Below are 22,976 nucleotides of genomic sequence, written 5' to 3'. Positions count from 1 at the left end.
GCGAGCCGGGGCTTTTGGTGTTCTAGTCGGGTCGGCAGGCCGCCTTGTCAGCCAGGGCGTTGTCAGCCAAGGGCTTTGGCCTCGCGGCGGCGGGCGGTGAGGATGTATTCGGTGTAGCCGTTCGGCTGCTCGCGTCCCTTGAAGATGAGGTCGCTGGCCGCCTTGAAGGCTGTGCCGTCGAAGGCGGGCGCCATCGGCTTGTAGATGGGATCGCCCGCATTCTGCTTGTCGACGACCACCGCCATGCGCTTGAGCGATTCCATCACCTGCGCCTCGGTGATCACGCCCTGGTGCAGCCAGTTGGCGAGGTGCTGGCTGGAGATGCGCAAGGTGGCACGGTCTTCCATCAGGCCGACGTCGTGGATGTCAGGCACCTTCGAGCAGCCGACGCCCTGGTCGATCCAGCGCACGACATAGCCCAGAATGCCCTGGCAGTTGTTGTCGATCTCCTGCTTGACGTCGTCGGGCGCCCAGTTCGACTTCGACACGGGGATGGTGAGGATGTCTTCGAGCTTTGCCCGTGGGCCGCCCTTGGCGAGCTCCTGCTGGCGCGCGGTGACGTTGACCTGGTGGTAGTGCAGCGCGTGCAGCGTCGCGGCGGTCGGCGAGGGCACCCAGGCGGTGATAGCACCGGCCTGCGGATGGGCGAGCTTCTGCGCCAGCATGTCCGCCATCTTGTCCGGCGCGGCCCACATGCCCTTGCCGATCTGGGCATGGCCGGGCAGGCCACAGGTCAGGCCCATATCGACGTTCCAGTCCTCATAGGACTTGATCCAGGGCTGCGCCTTCATCTCGTTCTTGCGGATCATCGGACCCGCCTCCATCGAGGTGTGGATCTCGTCGCCGGTGCGGTCGAGGAAGCCGGTGTTGATGAACATGATGCGCTTGGAGGCGCGCTGGATGCAGGCCTTGAGGTTGACGGTGGTGCGCCGCTCCTCGTCCATGATGCCGACCTTGAGCGTGTTCTCGGGCAGCGACAGCATCTTCTCGACGCGGTCGAAGATCTCGCAGGTCAGCGACACCTCGTCGGGGCCGTGCATCTTCGGCTTGACGATATAGGCCGAGCCGGTGCGGCTGTTCTTGACCTTGGAGTTGCCTTTCAGATCATGGACAGCAAGAAGCCCGGAGACGGCGGCGTCGAGCAAGCCTTCCGGAATCTCCTCGCCGTTGTCGTCCAGCACCGCGTCGGTGAACATGTGGTGACCGCAATTGCGCATCAGCAGCAGGCTGCGGCCGTGCAATTTCACTTCGCCTTTGCCGTCAGGCATCTTGTAGCTGCGGTCGGCATTGAGCGAGCGCGTCAGCGTCTTGCCGCCCTTCTCGAAATCGGCCGACAGCGTGCCGTTCATCAGGCCGAGCGTGTTGCGATAGACCAGCACCTTGTCCTCGGCATCGACGGCAGCGACCGAGTCTTCCATGTCGAGAATCGTGGAGACGGCGGACTCCATGACCATGTCCGCGACGCCGCCCGGATCGTCCTTGCCGATCGCGCTGGTGCGGTCGATTTTTACCTCGACGTGCAGGCCGTTGTTGACGAGCAGTACCGCGCTCGGTGCGGCTGCGTCGCCCTGGAAGCCTGCGAATTGCGCGGCGTTCTTCAGGGCGGTGGCGTTGCCGCTCTTCAGCTTCACCGCGAGCTGGCCCGCGACCACGCTATAGGCGGTGACGTCGGTGTGACTGCCGGTCGCCAGCGGCACGGCGGCATCGAGGAACGCTTTTGCCTTGGCGATCACCTTGTCGCCGCGCGCCTTGTTGTAGCCCTTGCCGCTCTCGGATGGATCGTGCGGGATCGCGTCGGTGCCGTAGAAGGCGTCATAGAGCGAGCCCCAGCGCGCATTCGCCGCGTTCAGCGCATAGCGTGCGTTGGTCAGCGGCACGACGAGCTGCGGGCCGCAGATCTTGCCGATCTCCTCGTCCACATTGGCGGTCTCGACCTTCTGCGTCGCCGGCTCCGGGAGGAGATAGCCGATCTCCTTCAGGAAGGCGGTATAGGCGTTGAGGTCGAACGCCTTGCCCTTGTTGGCCCGGTGCCAGTCGTCGATCTTGGCCTGCAACGTGTCGCGCACCGCCAGCAGCGCGCGGTTCTTCGGCCCCAGCTCCTTGATGATGGCGGCGAGCCCGGCCCAGAACGCATCCGGCGCGATCCCCGTCTTCGGGGCCGCTTCCTTGGCGATGAAATCGAACAGGACGGGAGCGATCTTCAGTCCGTGGGCGTCGACGCGTTTCATGATGGGCTTTCTTGTTGGAAATGGCTGTTTTTGGCTGCTTTTGACCCGACAGCAGCAAAATGCGCTCCAAGGAGCGGCTTTCGGGGTCTTATTAGCCCCAAAATCGGGGCCGTGAGAAGGCCCCCAAAAGTTGTCAAAATGTCAAGGCGAGGTGGGCGGCCCACGCACGGTGTCATTCCCCGCGAAGGCGGGGAAATCCAGTACGCCGCGGCCTCTCGCCTGAATCACTGCTGTCGGTGGAATGCTGGGTCGCCCGGTCAAGCCGGGCGACGACAGCGGAGCAGCAGCCCGGCTTCAAATATTCGCGGCGAGGTCCACGAGTTCGTCGAACAGCACGCCGGTCGTCTTGAGCATCTGTTCGATCTCGTCCGCCGCCTCGGCGACCGTCCGCGTCGAGGTGTCGATCACGAGCTCGGCGGCCTCGGGCCGCTCGTAGTCGGTGCCGATACCGGTGAACGACGCGAGCGTGCCGGCGCGGGCCTTCTTGTAGTGGCCCTTGGGGTCGCGCTCCTCGCAAATTTCCGCCGGCGTCGCGACGTAGATCTCGCGGAACGACGTGTCGGCGATGCGGCGCGCGGTGGCGCGGTCCTCGCGGGCGGGCGAGACGGCGGCGACAATGGCGATGTGGCCGTTACGGGCGAGATGCGTCGCGACTTCGGCGAGGCGGCGGATGTTCTCGCTGCGATCGGCGGCCGAGAAGCCGAGATCGCTGTTGAGCCCGGCACGCAGCGTGTCGCCGTCGAGCAGGATCGGTGAGCCGCCATTGCTGAACAACCGCCGCTCCAGCGCCTTGGCTAGAGTCGACTTGCCGGAGGCGGGGAGGCCGGTGAGCCAGACCACGGCGCCGTTGTGACGATAGCGCGCGGAGCGTTCGTCGGGCCGCAGCGCGGATTCCACCGGCACGATGTCGACGGGCAAGGCGCGCTGGCCGGCATCGACCGACAGCACGAGACCGCCGCCGGCGATGCGCCCGGACACCTCGATCACGAGACGGCCGGTGCGCGGATTTTCCGTGTAGGGATCGGTGGCAATCGGATTCGAAAGGGATATGTCGATCTCGCCGACATGGTTGCGGCCGATTGCCTTGTTCTCGACGCTCGACAGCTCACCGGGATCGACCGCCTTCTCGATGGCGACGACGGTGGCACGGCTTTCCTTCGGTCCGCAGCGAACCAGGAGCTGGTCGCCCTTGGCCAGCGGCTTGTCGTGCAGCCAGAAGATCCGCGCGCGCAGCCGTCGTGTCTCGCGCGGCGCGCTGTTGGCATGCGCGATGATGTCGCCGCGCTCGAGGAACAGCTCGCGGTCGAGCGTGATGCCGACCGAGCGGCCCGCACCCTGGCGGCCTGCGACCGGCGTCACCGGCCAGCTCTCGACCGTCTTGATTCTGGCGATCTTGCCGGCGGGCATGATCACGATTTCGTCGCCGGCAACCAGGCTGCCGGATTCGATCCGGCCCGCCACGATGCGGCGATCGTCGAATTTGTAGATCGCCTGCACCGGCAGCCGCAGCGCCAGCGCTTCCAGCGGCCGGGCCGGCTCGAGCCGGTCAAGCGCTTCGACCACGGTCGGACCCTTGTACCAGCCGATGCGGTCGGTGCGCTCAGCGACGCCGTCGCCCTCGCGGGCGGAAATCGGGATCACGGCCGTGGGCTTCACACCGAGGCCTTGCAGATGCGCCGAGATCTCGTCGCTGATCTCCTTGAAGCGCGCTGCGGAGAAGTCGACGCGGTCCATCTTGTTGACGACGACCGCGACCTGCTTCACGCCGAGCAGATGCAGGAGATAGCCGTGCCGCCTCGTCTGGTCGCGCACGCCTTCGAGCGCGTCGATGATCAGCACCGCGCCGTCCGCCTGCGAGGCGCCGGTGATCATGTTGCGCAGGAATTCGGCGTGGCCGGGCGCGTCGATCAGTACGATGTCGCGCGAATTGGTGCGGAAGCGGATCTGCGTGGTGTCGATGGTGATGCCCTGGTCGCGCTCGGTCTGGAGCGCGTCGAGCAGAAACGACCATTCGAACGGCATGCCGCGCCGCGCGCTGACGGCCTTGAGCATGTCGAGCTTGCCGTCGGGCAGGCTGCCGGTCTCGTGCAGCAGGCGGCCGACCAGCGTCGACTTGCCGTGGTCGACATGGCCGACGATGACGATGCGGACCTGCGGACGCGTGGTGCCGTTCGGGGTGGCGGGCGATGCGGGGGTGACGATCATGTTCATACGACGCTCGCGTCCTTGATCAGAGATAGCCGGCGACGCGCAGGCGCTCGAAAGCGTCCTCGGTCTCGTGGTCGAGCGCGCGGCCGGAACGTTCCGGCACCTTGGTCTGCTCGAGTTCGATCAGGATCTCGTCGATAGTCGACGCGTTTGAGGCGACCGGATTGGTGATGTCCTGATCGCCCAGCGAGCGATAGCGTTTGCCGTTTTGCGACAGATACAGCGGGATGATCGGGATGTTCTCGCGCTTGGTGTAGGCCCAGATATCGGACTCGGTCCAATGCAGGATCGGATGGATGCGCAAATGCGCGCCCTGCGGCGGCGACGCATTGAAATGATCCCAGAACTCCGGCGGCTGGTCGCGCACGTCCCAATTACCCTCCAAGCCGCGCGGCGAGAACACGCGCTCCTTGGCGCGCGTCGCCTCCTCATCGCGGCGAATGCCGGCGATCAGACCGTCGAAACCGTATTTGGCGAGCGCCATCTTGAGGCCCTCGGTCTTGCGCGCGGCGGAACGGGCGGCGGGCGGCAGCGTTGGGTCGACGGCATCAATCGGCGGGCAGGGCTCGACGCGCAGATCGAGATCCCATTCCTTGCCGTAGTGATCGCGGAAGCGATACATCTCCGGAAACTTCTTGCCGGTGTCGACATGGAGGGCCGGGAACGGCAGACGGCCGAAGAATGCCTTGCGCGCCAGCCAGATCATGACATTGGAGTCCTTGCCGAGCGACCACAGCAGGGCGATCTTCTTGAGGCGGCCGAAGGCTTCGCGGAAGATGTAGATGCTCTGGGCCTCGAGCTGGTCGAGATGGTCCATGCTCGGGGCAAGGTCAGAAGAAAATTCTTGCGCGGGCACGCGCTCGGCGAGAGCGGGGCTGCTCAGCCCGCCAGCAGTGGAATTGTCCTTGAGAAGATGCATCTCTGCCACTTTGCGTTTGGAGGCGAAAATTCTATAGTTGCGGTGCAAGAGAGAAGAAAAAATTTTCTCTTTGCGCGCCTGAAACGACACATATATAGAAAATAATTCCAGTCAACCCCGCATGTGGGGTAAGCGAGTATCGTATGCGGTTCTTGCCCGTGTTCCTCGATCTCAAGGCCGGTCCGGTGGTCCTCATCGGTGCGGGTGAGCTTTTGCGCGCCAAGCTGCGCGTGCTGACCGCTGCCGGTGCGCGCATTCGCGTGCATGCGATCGATGGCAATCACGACCTGGGTCTGAGCTCCGAGGACGCGGCGCGTATCGACATCTCGGCCACCGATCCGCTGACCGCCGATCTCTCGGGAATCATCGCGGTGGTTTGCGCCGGCGCCGGCGATGTCGGCGTGGCGATGTCGGTCCGCGCCAAGGCGCTCGGCCTGCCGGTCAATGTCATGGACGATCTCGAGCATTCGAGCTTCATCTTTCCGGCGATCGTCGATCGCGGCGATGTCGTGGTCGCCGTCGGCACTGGCGGCACGTCGCCGGTGGTGGCGCGGCGCGTGCGCGAGAAGATCGAGGCGCTGCTGCCGGCGCGCATCGGCGAGCTCGCCGAGTTCATCGGCGGCTTCCGCAAATCCATCAACGAACGTATTGCCGAGTTTCCGCTGCGCCGCCGCTTCTGGGAGCGCGTCATCGACGGCCCGATCGGTGCCGCCGTATTGGCCGGCCGCAAAGGCGAGGCGGACGCAGCGCTCAAGGCGATTTCAGATCCATCCGCGTTCGCGCGGGCCGACAAGCCGGAAGGATCCGTCGCGCTGGTCGGCGCCGGGCCTGGCGATCCGGATTTGCTCACCATCAAGGCGTTGCGCGCGCTCCAGGATGCCGACATCGTCTTCCATGACGAGCTGGTCTCGCCTGAAATTCTCGACCGCATCCGCCGTGACACCACGCGCGTGCCGGTCGGCCGCCGCGTCGGCAAGCCCGGCATCGGGCAGGACGCCATCAACAAGCGCATGATCGAGGCCGCGCAATCCGGCCAGCGTGTGGTGCGGCTGAAGGGCGGCGATCCCTTCGTGTTCGGCCGCGGCGGCGAAGAAGTCGAAGCACTTCGTGCCGCCGGCCTTGCCTATTCGATCGTTCCCGGCATCACCGCAGGTCTCGGCGGCGCCGCCGATTTCGAGGTGCCGCTCACCTATCGTCACGAAGCAACGCGCATCACCTTCCTCACCGCGCACAAGGCGCGCGACGCAGAAGTCGTGGACTGGTCGACGCTGACCGACGCCAGGATGACCGTCGTGGTCTACATGGGCATGACGGCTGCGCCGGCCATACGCGCCGGCCTCTTGGCCGCCGGCCGTTCGCCGGAGACGCCGGTCGGCGTATTCGCCCGCGTCACGCGTCCCGATGCGCAAGGCGAGATCGGCACGCTGCGCGATCTGCCCGAACTGGTCCGCCGGACCAACGGCGGTCCCGCCATTCTCATCATCGGCGATGTGGTCCGGCATGCCGGCTCGCTTCGCCGCCAAACCCCAAAGCAAATCATCTCTGACCTATTGGATGCAGCCGAATGACCTCCCCGCTTGAACAGAAGAAGATCAAGATCGCCGGCCCCTCGGTCGTGACCGCCAACCGCACCTGGGACGGCATCGTGGTTTACCGCACCGCCGCCAAGAGCTGGTCCGCGGACCTGTCGGAAGCCGCGATCGTGCGCAACTCCGACGAGGCGAAGGCGTTGCTTGCGGAATCCGTTGCCGATGACGTCGGCGCGATCGGCCCCTATATCGCGCCGGTACAGGTCGGTGCAGACGGCAAGGTCGAACCCGGAAATCTGCGCGAACAGATCCGCCGCACCGGCGTGACCATCGGACAGCCGGTTCAGGTTTAAGGCGCTTTCTTATGTATGCTTACGATGAAATCGACCGCACGCTCGTCAACGAGCGCGTCTCGGAATTCCGCGACCAGGTGAAGCGCCGCCTCTCCGGCGAGCTCACCGAGGACGAGTTCAAGATCCTGCGGCTGCAGAACGGCGTCTATCTGCAACTGCACGCCTATATGTTCCGCGTCGCGATCCCCTACGGGACGCTGGCGTCGAACCAGCTGCGGGCGCTCGCCCACGTCGCGCGCAAATACGACCGTGGCTACGGCCATTTCACGACGCGGCAGAACATCCAGTTCAACTGGATCAAGCTCGCCGAATTGCCGGATGCGCTGGCCGATCTCGCCGAGGTCGGCATCCATGCGATGCAGACCTCCGGCAACAACATGCGCAACGTCACCTCGGATCAGTGGGCCGGCGTCGCGCCCGGCGAGATCGAGGATCCCCGCATCTGGTCGGAGCTGATCCGCCAGCACACCACGTTGCATCCGGAATTCTCGTTCCTGCCGCGCAAGTTCAAGATCGCGATCACCGCGTCGGACCACGACCGGGCCGCGATCAAGATCCACGACATCGGGCTGAAGCTGATCAAGAACGAGAAGGGCGAGACCGGCTTTGAGGTGCTGGTCGGTGGCGGGCTCGGACGCACGCCGTTCATCGGCAAGACCATCAAGCATTTCGTCCACGGCCGCGACATTCTCAGCTACATCGAGGCGATTCTGCGCGTCTACAACCAGTACGGCCGCCGCGACAACATCTACAAGGCGCGCATCAAGATCCTGGTGCACGAGCTCGGCATCGAGAAGTTCTCGCGCGAGGTCGAGGAGGAGTGGCAGCACATCCGCAACTCCTCGCTCCAGATCGACGACGAGGTGGTCGAGGACATCCGCTCGCGCTTCACCTATCCTGCCTACGAGAAGCTGCCGCACATGCCGGACGAGCTGCGCCAGGCCGCGGCCGATCCCGATTTCGAGGCATGGCGCAAGAACTCGGTGGCCCCGCACAAGGCCCAGGGCTATTCCATCGTCACGATCTCGCTGAAGCCGATCGGCGCGCCTCCGGGCGATGCCACCGCCGAGCAGATGGATGCGCTCGCCGATCTCGCCGACGAATACTCCTTCGGTGAGATCCGCGTCGGCCACGAGCAGAACCTCGCTCTGCCGCATGTCGCCAAGCGTGACTTGCCGGCGCTGTGGAAGGCGCTCGACAAGCTCGGGCTGGCGACGCCGAACGTCAATCTGATCACTGACATCATCGCCTGCCCGGGTCTCGACTATTGCTCGCTGGCCAATGCGCGCTCGATCCCGATCGCGCAGGAACTGACGCGGCGCTTCGCCAATCATGAGCTGGCCAATCTGATCGGCCGGTTGCACATCAACATCTCCGGCTGCATCAACGCCTGCGGCCATCACCATGTCGGTCATATCGGCATTCTCGGCGTCGAGAAGAACGGCGAGGAGGTCTACCAGATCACCATCGGCGGGCGCGCCGACGAGAGTGCCGCACTCGGCAATCTGATGGGCCCCGGCGTCAAGTTCGACGAGGTCGCCGACGTCGTCGAGGACATCGTGGAAGCCTATCTGGCGCTGCGCGAGCGGCCCGAAGAGCTGTTCATGGACACGGTAAAACGCCTCGGCGTCGAACCCTTCAAGGAGCGCGTTTATGCCACTCGTTAACGGCGGAAAGATCGCCGACGACAGCTTCGTCAAGCTCGCCGTCGACACGCCGCTGCCCGAGGGCGGCGACATTCTGGTGCCGGCCGAGCGTTTCGTTGGCGAGGCGGATGCGTTGCTCAAGCGGACCGGCAAGGTCGGTGTGATCTGGCCGAACAATCGCGACATCGCCGAGCTGGTGCCCTATCTCGGCAAGATTGCCGTCGTCGCGCTGGTGTTCCCAACCTTCCGCGACGGACGCGCCTACAGCCAGGCGCGGCTGCTGCGCGAGCGTTACAATTACCGCGGCGAGTTGCGTGCGACGGGCCAGATCCTGCGGGACCAGTTCGTGTTCATGCTGCGCGCTGGCTTCGATTCCTTCGACGTCAAGAAGCAGGCCGACGCGGAAGCGTTCATGCAGACCGCGAAGCGCTATTCGGTCTTCTACCAGCCCACCGGCGATGGCCGCATCACGGCGCTGCACCGGCGCATGCAGCTGCGTCATTCCGAGGGTGTCGGCACGTGAACGCAATCGCGTCTCCAATTTCGGCAATCTCCGCCTCGGCGCTGCCCTCGGCGGAGGACCTCGATCGCGCCTTGCGCGATGCCTCGCCCGCCGAAATCATCGCCGCTGCGCTGAAGACGGTCGGGCGCGACAAGCTTGCGCTGGTGTCGTCCTTCGGTACGGAATCGGCGACGCTGCTCAAGGTGATGGCGGATGTCGATCCGGCGATCCCGGTGATCTTCCTCGACACCGGCTGGCTGTTCGAGGAGACGCTGGCCTATCGTGATACGCTGATCGCGACGCTGGGCCTGAAGGACGTCCGCTCGATCAAGCCTGCCGAGGAGACGCTGTCGCGCGGAGATCCCGACCGCGACCTCTGGTTTTCCGATCCCGACGCTTGCTGCCGTATCCGCAAGGTCGAGCCGCTGGCGCGGGCGCTGAAACCGTTCGATGCATGGCTCAACGGCCGCAAGCGCTTCCAGGGCAACTCGCGCGCCGACATCCCGGTGGTCGAGGACGACGGTACGCGGTTGAAGTTCAATCCCTTCGCCAATGTCTCGCGGGAGGAACTCGAGGCGATTTTCGCCCGCGCCAAATTGCCGCGTCATCCCCTGGTCGCGTCGGGATTTCTATCGGTTGGGTGTATGCCTTGCACGAGCAGAACGGCCGAAGGCGAGGATGAGCGTGCCGGTCGCTGGCGTGGCCGGGCCAAGACGGAATGCGGCATCCACACGATGAAGACTTCGTAGCAAAGTTACGCTGCCCGGCTACGAACAAGAAAATCCGGTTCCGTTGACTTAAGCGCGTTTCGCCCCGAGTTATGCCTGCCATCGATGACGCCGACGTCATTGATGTGAATGGAGATGGACATGATGCGTCGTATCGTTCCGCTCGCGGCAGGACTGCTCGTGACAGGCTTGTTGGCAAGCGCGGCTCTTGCCGCTGACATCACTCTGCTGAACGTCTCGTACGATCCGACGCGCGAGCTCTATGTCGAGTTCAACAAGGCGTTCGCGAGTGCCTATCAGAAGGAAACCGGCAAGAGCGTCGAGATCAAGCAGTCGCATGGGGGCAGCGGTTCGCAGGCGCGCGCCGTGATCGACGGATTGCAGGCCGACGTGGTGACGCTTGCGCTCGCCTACGACATCGACGCCATCGCGGGCAAAGGCCTCACGACGGCCGACTGGCAGAAACGGTTGCCGCAAAACTCGTCGCCCTATACCTCGACCATTGTGTTCCTGGTCCGCAAGGGCAATCCCAAGGCCATCAAGGACTGGGACGATCTGCTCAAGCTCGGCGTCGCCGTGATCACGCCGAACCCGAAGACGTCAGGCGGCGCGCGCTGGAATTATCTGGCCGCCTGGGGCTTTGCGCAGAAGAAATACGGCTCGGCGGACAAGGCCAAGGATTTCATCGGAAAGCTCTATCAGCAGGTGCCGGTGCTCGACACCGGTGCGCGCGGCGCGACCGTGACCTTCGTCGAGCGCGGCGTCGGCGACGTGCTGCTCGCCTGGGAAAACGAGGCGTACCTGGCGCTCAAGGAATTCGGTCCGGAGAAATTCGAGATCGTGGCGCCGCCGCTCTCGATCTTGGCGGAACCGCCGGTGACGATCGTCGATAAGGTTGCCGATAAAAAAGGCACCCGTAGTGTCGCCGATGCCTACCTGCAATATTGGTACACCAAGGAAGGTCAGGAAATCGCGGCGCGCAACTTCTATCGTCCGCGCGATCCCGAGATCGCCAAAAAACATGAAAACTCCTTCGCGAAGGTCGAGCTGTTCACGATCGACGAACTTTTCGGCGGCTGGACCAAGGCGCAGAGGGAACATTTTGCCGACGGCGGCGTCTTCGATCAGATCTACAAGAACTGATCGGGCGCTGTCGGCGGGGCTTAAACAGGGGGCCTGGTGAGCGCAATCGCAGCACGACGCCGGACATTGCCGGGCTTCGGTCTCACCATGGGGCTGACGCTATCCTGGCTGTCGATCATCATCCTGATTCCGCTCGCCGGCCTGTTCCTGAAATCGGTCGAGCTGAGTCCCGAGCAGTTTTGGAACATCCTCTCCAGCCGCCGCACCCTGAATGCGTTGCGCGTGTCCTTCGGACTCGCCTTCGCAGCCGCCTGCGTCAATCTGGTGATGGGCAGCATCATCGTCTGGGCGCTGGTGCGCTACCGCTTCCCCGGTCGGCGGCTGTTCGATGCCATCGTCGACGTGCCGTTCGCGCTACCTACGGCGGTTGCCGGCGTCGCGCTGACCGCGTTGTTCGCCGAGAAGGGCTGGCTCGGCGCGCCGCTTGCGGCGGCCGGCATCAAGGTGGCGTTCACGCCGGTCGGCATCTTCGTCGCCATGATCTTCATCGGTATCCCGTTCGTGGTGCGCACGGTGCAGCCGGTGCTCCAGGATCTCGACCCAGAGATCGAGGAGGCCGCGGGCAGCCTTGGCGCGAGCCGCTGGCAGACCATCATTCGCGTGATCCTGCCCTCGCTCGGTCCGGCGCTGCTCACCGGACTCGCGCTCGCCTTCGCGCGTGCGGTCGGCGAATACGGCTCGGTGATCTTCATCGCCGGCAATCTGCCCAACGTCTCCGAGATCGCGCCGCTGCTGATCGTGATCCGGCTCTCCGAATTCCGCTATGCCGATGCGACCGCCATCGCGGTTGTCATGCTGGTCGTGTCCTTCGTCATTATCTTCGCGGTCAACCGGCTCCAGCGCTGGGCGCAGAGCCGGATTCCGGTGCGGTGAGGACGGGGCCATGACGATGCAGATCGCAGATTCCGTCCCACTCCCGGCCTCCGACGCCAAGGCACGCGCGTACGCAGCCGCCGCGCGGAACAACCTTCGCACCGAACCGCGCGCGGTCCGCATCGTCATCATCGCGCTGGCGATGACCTTTCTATCAGTCTTCGTCGTGTTGCCGCTGGTCGTGGTGTTCGCGCAGGCCTTCTCGAAGGGAATTGGCGCTTATTTCGCCGCGCTGACCGACCCGGAGGCGCTGTCCGCGATCAAGTTGACGCTGTTGGTTGCTGCAATTTCCGTCGGCCTCAATCTCGTCTTCGGCCTGGTCGCGGCTTGGGCGATTGCAAAATTCGAATTCTCGGGCAAGACCTTCCTGATCACGCTGATCGATTTGCCGTTCTCGGTCAGCCCGGTGATTTCGGGCCTCGTCTTCGTGCTGCTGTTCGGCGCGCAGGGCTATTTCGGCGGCTGGCTGCGCGATCACGACATCCAGATCCTGTTCGCGGTGTCGGGCATCGCGCTTGCGACCACCTTCGTGACCTTCCCCTTCGTGGCGCGGGCGTTGATCCCGCTGATGCAGGAGCAGGGCACGCAGGAGGAGGAGGCCGCGATCTCGCTCGGCGCCTCGGGCCTGCAGACCTTCTTCCGCGTCACGCTGCCCAATATCAAATGGGGCGTGCTGTACGGCGTCCTGCTCTGCAACGCGCGCGCGATGGGCGAGTTTGGCGCGGTCTCCGTCGTTTCCGGCCATATCCGCGGCGAGACCAACACGATGCCGCTCCTGGTCGAGATTCTCTACAATGAATATCAGTTCGTCGCGGCGTTCGCGATCGCCTCGCTGCTCGCGATGCTGGCGCTGATCACGCTGGTCGCGAAAACCGTTCTCGAAAATCATCTCGACGAAGGACATGACGCAAGTGAGCATTGAAGTCAGGAATCTCGTCAAGAAGTTCGGCAGCTTCAAAGCTCTCGACGGCGTCGACCTCAAGGTCAATGACGGCGAGCTGCTCGCGCTGCTCGGTCCGTCTGGCTCCGGCAAGACCACGCTGCTGCGGATCATCGCGGGGCTGGACTGGCCCGATTCCGGGGAGGTATCTTTCAACGGCGAGGACGCGCTGGCGCAGGGCGCGCGCGAGCGGCACGTCGGATTCGTATTCCAGCACTACGCGCTGTTCCGCCACATGACGGTGTTCGAGAACGTCGCCTTTGGCCTCCGCGTGCAGCCGCGCGCGATCCGCAAGGACGAAGCGACCATCCGTGCGCGCGTCAAGGAGCTACTCGATCTCGTGCAGCTCGATTGGCTCGCCGACCGCTACCCGAGCCAGCTCTCCGGCGGCCAGCGCCAGCGCATCGCGCTGGCCCGCGCGCTCGCGATCGAGCCACGTATCCTGCTGCTCGACGAACCCTTCGGTGCGCTTGATGCCAAGGTGCGCAAGGAGCTGCGTAAATGGCTGCGCTCGCTGCACCACGAGATCAACGTCACCTCGATCTTCGTCACCCATGACCAGGAGGAGGCGCTCGAAGTCGCCAACCGCGTCGTGGTGATGGACAAGGGCAAGATCGAGCAGATCGGCTCGCCCGATGACGTCTATGAGAGCCCGGCGACCGCCTTCGTCCACAGCTTCATCGGCGAATCCATCGAGCTTCCGGTCCTGATCGCCGACGGCGTCATCAGGCTTGGCGACCGGCCGCTTCAGCTCGCGGCAGATGGGCTTGCGCCTGGCGCGTCAAGACTGTTCGTGCGGCGGCACGACATGCTCGTTGGCCCGCCCGGCAGCGGTGCCTTCGAGGGCGCCGTGCAGCACGTCCGGAATTTCGGTCCCGTGCAGCGGGCCGAGGTGGCATTATCAGGCGGAGAGACCATCGAGATCGACGCTCCGCGGGACAGGGAACTGCGCGCCGGCGACACGATCGGCCTGGAGCCCCGCCGCTACCGGATATTTGGGGGCGCCTGAGCGGGGTCAACCGGTCAATTTTTCCTCAATATTCACCTTTCAGCCACGGTTGGTATGCAACAACGGCGCCTGATTTGGGGGCTCCTGTTCATGCGCGTCGCGGCCGCGATATCAATCCTTTTGCTGCTCGCCGGCTGCGCCGGCAACGAAGCATCGGTCCAGCAGCCCTCGATGTATGCCGATATGGCTGTCCCGGGCGCAAAGCTCGACGCGCAGGCCGCAGCGATCATGATCTCGCAATACCGCCAGAACAACGGGCTCGGCACCCTCGTGATCGACCCCGAACTGATGCGGCTCGCCGAATCTCAGTCCCAGGCCATGGCTGCCGCCAACAAGATGGACCATGACGTCCGCGCGCCGCTGGCCAAGCGCCTCAGCGCCGGCGGCTATCCGGCGACCGTTGCGGTCGAGAACGTCTCGGCCGGCTATCATACGCTGGCGGAAGCGTTTTCCGGCTGGCGCGACTCGCCCCCGCACCGCGCGAACATGCTCAAGAGCGGTGTCACAAAATTGGGCATTGCGGCGGGCTATGCTCCCGGCACCAAATACAAGGTGTTCTGGACCATGATCCTGGCCTCGACGGACTCCCGATAAGCCAGACTTGATCACGGGATGCATTGACGCCGCGGCAGACTGTCGCCACGGTCGCTCGCCATCTGCTACTGTTCCCGCATGACCGATCATAGCCCGGAAGTCGCAACTATCCCCGCGAACGCGCAACGTGTCCTGGTCCTCCAGGGCGGCGGCGCGCTCGGCTCCTATCAGGCCGGCGCCTATCAGTCGCTCTGCCATGCCGGCTTCGAGCCGGACTGGGTCGCCGGCATCTCGATCGGCGCGGTCAACGCCGCGATCATCGCCGGTAACGAAGGGCAGACGCGCGTCAAGCGGCTCAAGGAATTCTGGGAGATGGTCTCCGCGCCGGTGCCGTGGAAGCCGATCGGCAAAAGCGAGCACAGCCGCGAACTGTTCAATTCGACCAGCGCCGCATTGATCGCGACCTTCGGCGTGCCCGGCTTCTTCGTTCCGCGCATGCCGCCCGCGCCGCTCTGGCCGCCCGGCAGCCCCCAGGCCGAGAGCTATTACGATACTGCACCCCTGAAGAAGACGTTGGAGCGTCTGGTCGATTTCGACCGCATCAACGATCTGAAGACGCGGCTGTCGGTCGGTGCAGTCGGCGTTACCTCCGGCAACTTCAAATATTTCGACAATTTCGAGTTCAGGAAGCTCGGCAAGAAAATCGGACCCGAGCACATCATGGCCTCCGGCGCGCTGCCGCCCGGCTTTCCGTCCATCGTGATCGACGGCGAGCATTATTGGGACGGCGGCATTGCCTCCAACACGCCGCTCGACTACGTGCTGGACGCCGAGACCGACCGCGATCTCCTGATCTTCCAGATCGACCTGTTCAGCGCCCGCGGCGATCTGCCGACCTCGCTACTCGAGGCGACCGAGCGCGAGAAGGACATCCGCTTCTCGAGCCGCACGCGGATGAACACCGACAAGAACAAGCAGGTGCACAACGCCCGCAGGGCCGTGCGCGACCTGATTTCCAAATTGCCCGATTATCTCAAGAACGACCCTTCCGTGGAATTCCTTGCCAAGGTATCGCGCGAAAGCACCGTGACTGTGGTGCACCTGATCTACCGCAGCAAGAACTACGAATCCTCGTCCAAGGATTACGATTTCTCGCATGTCGCCATGGTCGAGCATTGGGAAGCCGGCGTGCGTGACGTGCATCTGTCGATGCGCCACAAGGATTGGCTCGAGCGGCCGCAATCCGGCGAGACCATGGTGACCTACGATCTCACGGGGGACGTCACTGCGCCCCCGCCAAGAAGGAGCGAATAATATGGGTAGTCTGTCAGGCAAGAACGCCGTCGTGACCGGGTCGACCAGCGGCATCGGACTTGCCTATGCGCGCGCCTTCGCCGCCGCCGGCGCCAATGTCGTCATCAACGGGTTCGGCTCGCCGGAGGACATCGAGAAGGAGCGCGCCAAGATCGAGTCCGATTTCGGCGTGAAGGCGGTCTATTCGCCGGCCGACATGACCAAGCCGGCCGAGATCGCCGGGATGGTCGCGCTCGGCGAGAAGAGCTTTGGTTCGGTCGATATTCTCGTCAACAATGCGGGCATCCAGTTCGTCTCGCCGATCGAGGAATTCCCGCCGGAGAAATGGGATCAGATCATCGCGATCAACCTGTCCTCGGCGTTCCATGCCATTCGCGCCGCCGTCCCGGGCATGAAGAAGAAGGGCTGGGGCCGCATCATCAATACCGCTTCCGCGCATTCGCTGGTCGCCTCGCCCTTCAAGTCGGCCTATGTCTCGGCCAAGCACGGCATCGCCGGCCTGACCAAGACCGTGGCGCTCGAGGTCGCGACCAGCAAGATCACCTGCAACTGCATCAGCCCCGGCTATGTCTGGACGCCGCTGGTGGAGAAGCAGATCCCCGACACCATGAAGGCCCGTAACCTCACGCGCGACCAGGTCATCAACGACGTGCTGCTCGACGCGCAGCCGACCAAGGAGTTCGTCACCTCCGAGCAGGTCGCAGCCCTCGCGCTGTTCCTGTGCGGCGACGATGCCGCGCAGATCACCGGCACGAATCTGTCGATCGACGGCGGCTGGACCGCGGAGTAGACCGCGATCGCTGGCGAATGGCGGAAGCCGAGCTCCGCCATTTTCGTTCAGTGCGTCCAGGCCAGCGCCGTCTCGAATGCCGAGGACAGGTGCAGCTCCGCGAACATGATCTTGCCGGCGACCACGAACAGCACGCTGGCGAGTGTGAGGCGCAGCACCGTCTCGGGCACGCGCGTCGCGCTAAAGCTGCCGACGACGATGCCGGGCAGCGAGCCCAACAGCAGCACGCCCATCAGCGCCCAATCCACGTCGCCAAGCGCCCAGTGCCCCATTCCGGCGATCAGCGTCAGCGGGACCGCATGGGCGATGTCGGACCCGACGATGGTCGCCACCGGCAGGCGCGGATAGAGCAGCAGCAGAACGGTGACGCCGACCGCGCCGGCGCCGACCGATGAAATCGAGACCAGCACACCGAGCACGATCCCGGTGACGACCGTCGCGATCGCCGTGGCGCGGTCATCGACCTGCTCCAGGCGCCGGCGACAGCGCTCCATGATCGATCTGCGGAAGATCAGCGAGGTCGCTGTCAGCAGCAGCGCGAAGCAGAGCACGAGGTTGACGAGATTGCGCTCGGAATCGCTCTTGAGGTCGAGCTTCCAGAGCACCAGCAGCGTCAGCGCGCTCGCCGGAAGGCTGCCGCAGGCGAGCCGCAGCACCGCCGGCCAGTGCACGCTGCGCGACCAGCCATGCACCACGCTGCCGCCGGTCTTGGTGGCGGCAGCATAGAGCAGGTCGGTGCCGACCGCGGTCGATGGATGAATCCCGAACAGGAGGATCAGCAGCGGCGTCATCAGCGAACCGCCGCCGACGCCGGTCATCCCGACCAGCAGGCCGACGCCGAAACCAGAGGCGACGTAGAGTGGATCGATCATGTCCAGGGAATCTTAGGTTTATCTCGTCAGTTGGGCAATACGACGTAGAATAAACTTTCCCTGCGGTGCAACCGCTTGGGCCAAATAAGAAAAATCGTGCTGTGCCCTTGGCAATAAATAGGTGTTTCGCGTTGTTCCCGGGCATGCTTCGAAGCAGCCGTTCCCCGAGAGCAGCACGCGAAGGCAGTCGGAAGTCTATTTCCCAAACGCCAGCACGTGCAGGCCGAGCCGCTGTCGCACGATCCAGAACAGCAGCACCGTCTCGAAACTGAGCGAGATCGAGGTCGCGGCCGCCGCGCCATGGCCGCCGAAGCGCGGCACCAACGCGATGCAGAGCACCAGGTTCATCGCAAAGGCCAGCGCATAGGCCAGCGCGCAGATCTTCTGCTGGCCGAGCATGTTGAGCAGCCGTTCGACCGGGCCGATCGCGGCACGGACCACGAGGCCAATCGCGGCGACGAACATGATGTCGTAGCCGATCACGAATTGCGGCCCGAACAGCCAGAGCAGGGGCTTGCCGAGCGCGAGCAGCACGATGGTCGCCGCCAGCGACGGCCAGAACGTCCAGTTGATGGCATGCGCCACGTAAGCCGACAGCCGCGCCTTGTCGCCAGCCGCGTTGTATTCGGCGAAGCGATGCGCGGTCGTCGCCGACATCGCGTAGTGGATGAAGGAGACCAGCGCCAGCGTCTTCACCACGGCGAAATAGACGCCGACCTCGTCGGAGGGGCGGAATTGCTGAAGCACCAGCACGTCGGTATAGGACAGCAGCAAATAGAAGCTTTCGACCAGCAGGATCGGCAGCGACACGGCGAGCCAGCCGCCGACGTCGTAGGCCTTGGGGCCCGCCTCGATGTGATCGGCGAGCTTGCGGTTCAGCACCACCATCTGCCCGGTCATCGCGATCCACACCGCGCCTGCGCTCGCGATCATCGCGGCAACCGCGCCGAGATGATAGCCGAGCAGGAAGGCGCAAGCCGTGATGCCGATGATTAGTGTCTGGCGGATGATGAATTGCGGCATCAGGCCGAGTTGCATCCAGTCATGCGAACGGGCGATGCCGTCCTGGGTGTTGGCGACGACGAAAGCGGGCAGCGTCATGCAGCCGATGTAGAGCGGCAGCACTTCGGCGGGATCGATCCAGGGCGAGAGCAATTTGACGATGCCCGCGAGGCCGAGCGAGACCAGCGTGGAGGCGCAAAAGGTCAGCCAGCGGCTGCCCGAGAGAAAGCCGCGCAGCAGCGCATGCTCGCCACGGCTGCGGTATTCCGGAATGATCTTTTGCGCGGAGGCCGAGATGCCAAAGTCCATCATGCTGCCGAGCAGCAGCACCCAGGTCCAGACATAGACATAGACGCCGTAGTCCGACGTCCCCATCCAGCGCGCGAGCAGGACCTGCGAGAAATATGCAAGGCCGGCGCTGATCACGCGGATGAGGAAGATGGTGCCTGCCAGCCGCCGCGTCAGCGACGCTTCGCTCGACCCGCCCGTCAATTTGTCGCGCAGCCGCGCGATGAGGCCGGCAGGTCCGGTCGTTGCGGGTTCTGCATCCATCACGGCCAATTCGAAGGATCCCCGAGGCGCACACGAATGCTGCGGCAGACTTGCCGCAGTAGCCCTGGGGATTAGCAACCATTCGTTAAGATTCGGTTGGATCAAAGATGTCGTCCGGGCGAACGCCAGGACGACCACTCACTCCAGATTGGTATTGAACTCGTACGACTTCTCCGGTCCGACCAGCGTGAACTTCAGCGCTGCGCCGCCGGGCTGGGCGCCCGGCGGCAGGCCGTCGAGTTCGAAAGAAAATCGCTTCACGCCCGGTGGGCTGGGCTCGACCGGCGCCGGGATGGGCAGCGCCCAATCGGGCGTCGGACCTTCCACGAACAGACTGACGGTGCGCGCATCCGGAACGACCACGTCGACCACCACATTCTTGGGCCCATCACGCTTCACGTCGCGGATGGTGAGCGGATTGGGATCGCCGATGGCGGCAGGTTTGGGCACGGTGTCGAGCGCTGCACGCAAATTGGCGTCCTCGGTCGAGGCGACGCTGTTGAAGCCAAGCTCGGCGCGGGCCTCGACGGGAATGCAAAGCTTTTCGCACACCGCATAATTGATCTCGGCGCGCAACGTCACCGGCTTGTCGGCCGCCTTGGCGATGATGCGCAGGGGCAGCACGATCTGGTCGTGATAGCCGATCGAATGGCCGCCCGCGCCGTCGTCGAATTTCTGCGGGGCCGGCCACATCACCGTCACCGCTTCGACATTGTCGGACTTCGAGAAATCGAAGCGCGGCGGAACGCCGGAATCGCCCGGCATGCGCCAATAGGTTTTCCAGCCGGGCTGGATCTGGAAGGCGATACCGCCGAGCAGGACGGCGCCGCTGCGCGATCCTGCCAGCAACCGCACCGCGGAATGTCCGTCGCGCTGCCACGGCGATGCGTCGTCGGCATGGGCCGCAAGCGCCAGCGAGGACGCGAGCAGGGTTGTCGCGACGCCAATCGCCGCACGCCGGGGAACTCTTGTCAGCATGGTACGTCTTTACAGGGTCGCCCGGCGGCAAACCATTGAATTGCTTGTGATGGATGCACTTGAATCAAGTCCCTGAAAGCCTTGATTTGACAGCGGCCCGGCCCGACATCAGGATAGGAATTGAAACCGGAGTGCTTCACCGATGGCTCCCACAGGCAAGAGGACGGGCGAAAGCACCCGCAAGCCAGCCCCCGCGCTCCCGAGTTCGGCGGGCTACCTCGACGGCCAGCTGTTGATCGCCATGCCCGTGATGGGCGACGAGCGCTTCGAGCGCTCGGTGATCTATCTCTGCGCCCACTCCGCCGAAGGCGCGATGGGCATCATCGTCAACCATCCGGCCGGCAGCATCGACTTCCCCGAGCTGTTGCAGCAGCTCGGCATCATCAACAAGGGCGAGCACATCAAGCTGCCGGAGAATGCCGAAAGCATGAAGGTGCTGCGCGGCGGTCCGGTCGATACCGGCCGCGGCTTCGTGCTGCATTCCAGCGATTTCTACATCGAGAATGCGACGCTCCGGATCGACGACGGCGTCTGCCTCACCGCGACCGTCGACATCCTGCGCGCGATCGCCAACGGCTCCGGCCCCAAGCACGCCATCCTGGCGCTCGGCTATGCCGGCTGGGCGCCGGGCCAGCTCGAGACCGAGATCCAGAGCAATGGCTGGCTGCATTGCGACGCGGATTCGGATTTGATCTTCGGCGACGACGTCGACGAAAAATACGGACGCGCGCTGCGTAAGATCGGCATCGATCCTGGCATGCTCTCGAACGAGGCGGGGCACGCGTAGCGCCTCAGTGTCGTCCTGGCGAAGGTCAGGACCCATTACCCCAGGCTGCAATTGTTGAAGCAGGCTGGCAACCACCAGCCTTCGCCGAACTGGACATCGGTGGTAATGGGTCCTGGATCGGCGCTGCTTCGCTCGCTGGTCCAGGACGACTGGAGAACTACTCCGCCGCCTGCTGCTGCACCGTTGGCTCCGTGCCCGCCACCGTCGCGCGGCGCATGTCACGGGGCTGCGACTGGTCGTAGCGGCGGACGCGGTGCATGGTCTGGCGGTTGTCCCACATCACGAGGTCATGCAGCTTCCATTTGTGGACGTAGACGAACTCGCTTTGTGTGGCGTGCTCGTTGAGATCGCGCAGCAGCAGCCTTCCCTCGGGGACGCTCATGCCGACAATCTTGCCGGCATGCGATGAGAGATAGAGCGACTTGCGGCGATGGACCGGGTGGGTGCGCACGAGACGTTGCATCACCGGCTTGAACATCTCCTTCTCCTCGTCGGTGTATTCTGTGAAGCCCAGCGATCCCCGCGAATACATCAGCGAGTGCTCGCAGACGAGATCCTCGATCTCCGCCTTGGTCTCGTCGTCGAGCGCGTCATAGGCCGCCCGCATGTCGGCGAATTCGGTATTGCCGCCCTTCGGGTTGAGCACGCGGGCCGACAGCAGCGAGAATTTTGCCGGGATAGGGCGGAACGAGCTGTCGGAATGCCACAAGCAATTGCCGAGGTTGAACAGGTGCGCGCGGCTGTCCTTTGCCAGCGGCTTGCCGTCCTTGCCGAGATTGGAAACGTCGTTCAGGCCCGATTGGAGCCGGTAGTCCTTCTCCTTCGTGACCGTGCCGCCGCGCGCGTCCTCGCGCTGGCCGAAGTTTAGCGCAAAGGCCATCTGCTGTTCGTCGGTGATGTCCTGGTCGTGGAACACCAGCACTGCATATTTGTCCATGGCGGCTTCGATCTCGCGCGCCTCGGCCTCGGTGAGAGGTTGCCGCAGGTCGAGGCCCGAGACCTCGCCGACAAAATGTTTGTGAAGCTGCCGGATGGCGATCGTCATGACGTTTCTCCCGCGAACCGCGAGCGGTTGGTCCCGCTCTGTCGAGGAAAAAGTTACTCCCGTAACAAGCGATGTCAACGCTGGGCGCGCATAGCTGCCCGTAGCCCGGATGGAGCGAAGCGTAATCCGGGGAGTCTTCCTGCGATGTGAGAACCCCGGATTGCGCTGCTCTCCATCCAGGCTACGCACCTTTGGTGCCGCTTACGCGTTGCGCGCCATCAGGCCGCCGTCGACAGGGATGACCGCGCCGGTGAGGAAGGACGCTGCCGGCAGGCACAGGCTCAGCGTCATGTGCGCGACCTCTTCCGGATCACCGTAGCGGCCGAGTGCCGTGCGGCGCTTGGCGTAGATGGTCTTGTGCTCTTCCGAGATCCGGTCGGTGATGGCGGTGCGGATCGGCCCCGGGCAAATGCAGTTGACGGTGATGCCCTCGCGGCCAAGCTCCACCGCGAGCGAGCGGGTGAGGCTGGCGACGCCGCCCTTCGCCGCCGAATAGGGGCCGTGCAATGCGGTGGCGCCGAGCGCCTCGGTCGAGGCGATGTTGACGATGCGCGGGCTCTTCGACTTGCGCAAGTGAGGCAGCGCGGCGCGGATGATGCGCGGATGCGCCGTCAGCATCACCGCGAGGCCCTTGGCCCAGGCTTCCTCATAGGCGTCGTCGTCGATCGCGACGCGCACGGAGATGCCGGCATTGTTGACGATGATGTCGAGTCCACCGAAATGTGCAGCGACGTCGCCGACCACGCGCTTGATCTTATCGCCGTCGGCAACGTCGAGCTTCCAGGCTTTCGCGGCGCCGCCGCTTGCCACGATCTCCTTCGCGACGGCCAGCGCGCCCTGCTCGTCATAATCGGTGACGGCAACGTTCGCGCCCTCAGTGGCAAACACGCGCGCCGTCGCGCGTCCCATGCCGCTGGCCGCGCCGGTAACGAGAACGGTCAGGCCCTTCACGGACCGGCTGAGTTGTTTGAAATCGGCCATGCTGTTTCCTCTGAGCCCTGCTTGTTCTTGTTGTGATTGACAA

General features: G+C 64.3%; 21 protein-coding genes. 13 read left to right on the top strand and 8 right to left on the bottom strand.

Translation table 11 applies throughout. The features are described 5' to 3' along the window. Positions 1-62 precede the first annotated feature (62 nt). The 3 genes from IVA93_RS32625 to cysD all read right to left on the bottom strand — a co-directional run bounded on the left by IVA93_RS32625 (position 63) and on the right by cysD (position 5,253). Positions 63-2,228 carry a malate synthase G gene (locus IVA93_RS32625; protein WP_247789470.1) on the bottom strand — a complete coding sequence of 722 codons (2,166 nt, stop codon included), beginning with the start codon at positions 2,226-2,228 and terminating at the stop codon, positions 63-65. 294 nt (positions 2,229-2,522) lie between these two features. After that, positions 2,523-4,439: a sulfate adenylyltransferase subunit CysN gene (gene cysN / locus IVA93_RS32620; protein ID WP_018454652.1), complete on the bottom strand. Its 1,917-nt coding sequence runs from the start codon at positions 4,437-4,439 to the stop codon at positions 2,523-2,525. Between the two features lie 19 nt (positions 4,440-4,458). After that, on the bottom strand, positions 4,459-5,253 hold the full coding sequence (cysD, locus tag IVA93_RS32615) for a sulfate adenylyltransferase subunit CysD (RefSeq protein ID WP_026232781.1): 795 nt from the start codon (positions 5,251-5,253) through the stop codon (positions 4,459-4,461). 245 nt (positions 5,254-5,498) lie between these two features. Between cysD and cysG the strand changes: the two genes are divergently transcribed. The 12 genes from cysG to IVA93_RS32555 all read left to right on the top strand — a co-directional run bounded on the left by cysG (position 5,499) and on the right by IVA93_RS32555 (position 16,716). Then, positions 5,499-6,923: a siroheme synthase CysG gene (gene cysG / locus IVA93_RS32610; protein WP_018454650.1), complete on the top strand. Its 1,425-nt coding sequence runs from the start codon at positions 5,499-5,501 to the stop codon at positions 6,921-6,923. After that, positions 6,920-7,237 carry a DUF2849 domain-containing protein gene (locus IVA93_RS32605; RefSeq protein ID WP_007599842.1) on the top strand — a complete coding sequence of 106 codons (318 nt, stop codon included), beginning with the start codon at positions 6,920-6,922 and terminating at the stop codon, positions 7,235-7,237. The genes cysG and IVA93_RS32605 overlap by 4 nt, the downstream gene beginning before the upstream one ends. Before the next feature lie 11 nt (positions 7,238-7,248). Beyond that, complete coding sequence (locus tag IVA93_RS32600; protein WP_247789468.1) at positions 7,249-8,904, top strand: nitrite/sulfite reductase; 1,656 nt, start codon at positions 7,249-7,251, stop codon at positions 8,902-8,904. Further along, entirely contained in the window at positions 8,891-9,406 is a 516-nt protein-coding gene (locus IVA93_RS32595; RefSeq protein WP_018454648.1) for a DUF934 domain-containing protein, read from the top strand. Before IVA93_RS32600 ends, IVA93_RS32595 begins: the two co-directional genes overlap by 14 nt. Continuing rightward, positions 9,403-10,134 carry a phosphoadenylyl-sulfate reductase gene (locus IVA93_RS32590; protein ID WP_018454647.1) on the top strand — a complete coding sequence of 244 codons (732 nt, stop codon included), beginning with the start codon at positions 9,403-9,405 and terminating at the stop codon, positions 10,132-10,134. Before IVA93_RS32595 ends, IVA93_RS32590 begins: the two co-directional genes overlap by 4 nt. Before the next feature lie 108 nt (positions 10,135-10,242). Continuing rightward, complete coding sequence (locus IVA93_RS32585) at positions 10,243-11,256, top strand: sulfate ABC transporter substrate-binding protein (protein ID WP_018454646.1); 1,014 nt, start codon at positions 10,243-10,245, stop codon at positions 11,254-11,256. An 87-nt stretch (positions 11,257-11,343) separates the two neighbouring features. Next, on the top strand, positions 11,344-12,129 hold the full coding sequence (gene cysT / locus IVA93_RS32580; protein ID WP_018454645.1) for a sulfate ABC transporter permease subunit CysT: 786 nt from the start codon (positions 11,344-11,346) through the stop codon (positions 12,127-12,129). Positions 12,130-12,139: 10 nt separating this feature from the next. Next, the gene (gene cysW, locus IVA93_RS32575; RefSeq protein WP_018454644.1) at positions 12,140-13,051 is read left to right on the top strand and encodes a sulfate ABC transporter permease subunit CysW; all 912 of its coding nucleotides are present in this window, start codon (positions 12,140-12,142) and stop codon (positions 13,049-13,051) included. Beyond that, positions 13,041-14,078: a sulfate/molybdate ABC transporter ATP-binding protein gene (locus IVA93_RS32570; RefSeq protein WP_026232778.1), complete on the top strand. Its 1,038-nt coding sequence runs from the start codon at positions 13,041-13,043 to the stop codon at positions 14,076-14,078. The genes cysW and IVA93_RS32570 overlap by 11 nt, the downstream gene beginning before the upstream one ends. A gap of 90 nt (positions 14,079-14,168) precedes the next feature. Continuing rightward, on the top strand, positions 14,169-14,672 hold the full coding sequence (locus IVA93_RS32565) for a CAP domain-containing protein (RefSeq protein WP_026232777.1): 504 nt from the start codon (positions 14,169-14,171) through the stop codon (positions 14,670-14,672). Between the two features lie 78 nt (positions 14,673-14,750). Then, on the top strand, positions 14,751-15,926 hold the full coding sequence (locus tag IVA93_RS32560) for a DUF3734 domain-containing protein (protein ID WP_018454641.1): 1,176 nt from the start codon (positions 14,751-14,753) through the stop codon (positions 15,924-15,926). Between the two features lies 1 nt (position 15,927). Then, positions 15,928-16,716, top strand: coding sequence for a 3-hydroxybutyrate dehydrogenase (locus IVA93_RS32555; RefSeq protein WP_018454640.1), 789 nt, complete (start codon positions 15,928-15,930; stop codon positions 16,714-16,716). Between the two features lie 47 nt (positions 16,717-16,763). Here IVA93_RS32555 and IVA93_RS32550 read toward each other — a convergent pair whose 3' ends face one another. From IVA93_RS32550 to IVA93_RS32540, 3 genes are all read right to left on the bottom strand, one after another. Next, the gene (locus tag IVA93_RS32550; protein WP_247789466.1) at positions 16,764-17,588 is read right to left on the bottom strand and encodes a sulfite exporter TauE/SafE family protein; all 825 of its coding nucleotides are present in this window, start codon (positions 17,586-17,588) and stop codon (positions 16,764-16,766) included. 195 nt (positions 17,589-17,783) lie between these two features. Beyond that, on the bottom strand, positions 17,784-19,142 hold the full coding sequence (locus tag IVA93_RS32545; protein ID WP_018454638.1) for a flippase: 1,359 nt from the start codon (positions 19,140-19,142) through the stop codon (positions 17,784-17,786). Between the two features lie 138 nt (positions 19,143-19,280). Continuing rightward, the gene (locus IVA93_RS32540; RefSeq protein ID WP_018454637.1) at positions 19,281-20,120 is read right to left on the bottom strand and encodes a protein-disulfide reductase DsbD domain-containing protein; all 840 of its coding nucleotides are present in this window, start codon (positions 20,118-20,120) and stop codon (positions 19,281-19,283) included. Positions 20,121-20,262: 142 nt separating this feature from the next. Here IVA93_RS32540 and IVA93_RS32535 point away from each other — a divergent pair, with 142 nt between their 5' ends. Next, entirely contained in the window at positions 20,263-20,907 is a 645-nt protein-coding gene (locus IVA93_RS32535; protein WP_018454636.1) for a YqgE/AlgH family protein, read from the top strand. A 157-nt stretch (positions 20,908-21,064) separates the two neighbouring features. Here the strand turns inward: IVA93_RS32535 and IVA93_RS32530 are convergent, their stop codons facing one another. Beyond that, positions 21,065-21,952, bottom strand: coding sequence for a TauD/TfdA dioxygenase family protein (locus tag IVA93_RS32530; RefSeq protein ID WP_018454635.1), 888 nt, complete (start codon positions 21,950-21,952; stop codon positions 21,065-21,067). Positions 21,953-22,153: 201 nt separating this feature from the next. Further along, complete coding sequence (locus IVA93_RS32525) at positions 22,154-22,933, bottom strand: SDR family NAD(P)-dependent oxidoreductase (protein ID WP_018454634.1); 780 nt, start codon at positions 22,931-22,933, stop codon at positions 22,154-22,156. Positions 22,934-22,976 lie beyond the last annotated feature (43 nt).

This window comes from Bradyrhizobium sp. 155 (assembly GCF_023101105.1).
In the GTDB taxonomy this organism is placed as follows: domain Bacteria; phylum Pseudomonadota; class Alphaproteobacteria; order Rhizobiales; family Xanthobacteraceae; genus Bradyrhizobium; species Bradyrhizobium canariense_D.
The sequence above is the reverse complement of the archived record's forward strand: the minus strand, read 5'-3'. Positions and strand labels throughout refer to the sequence as shown.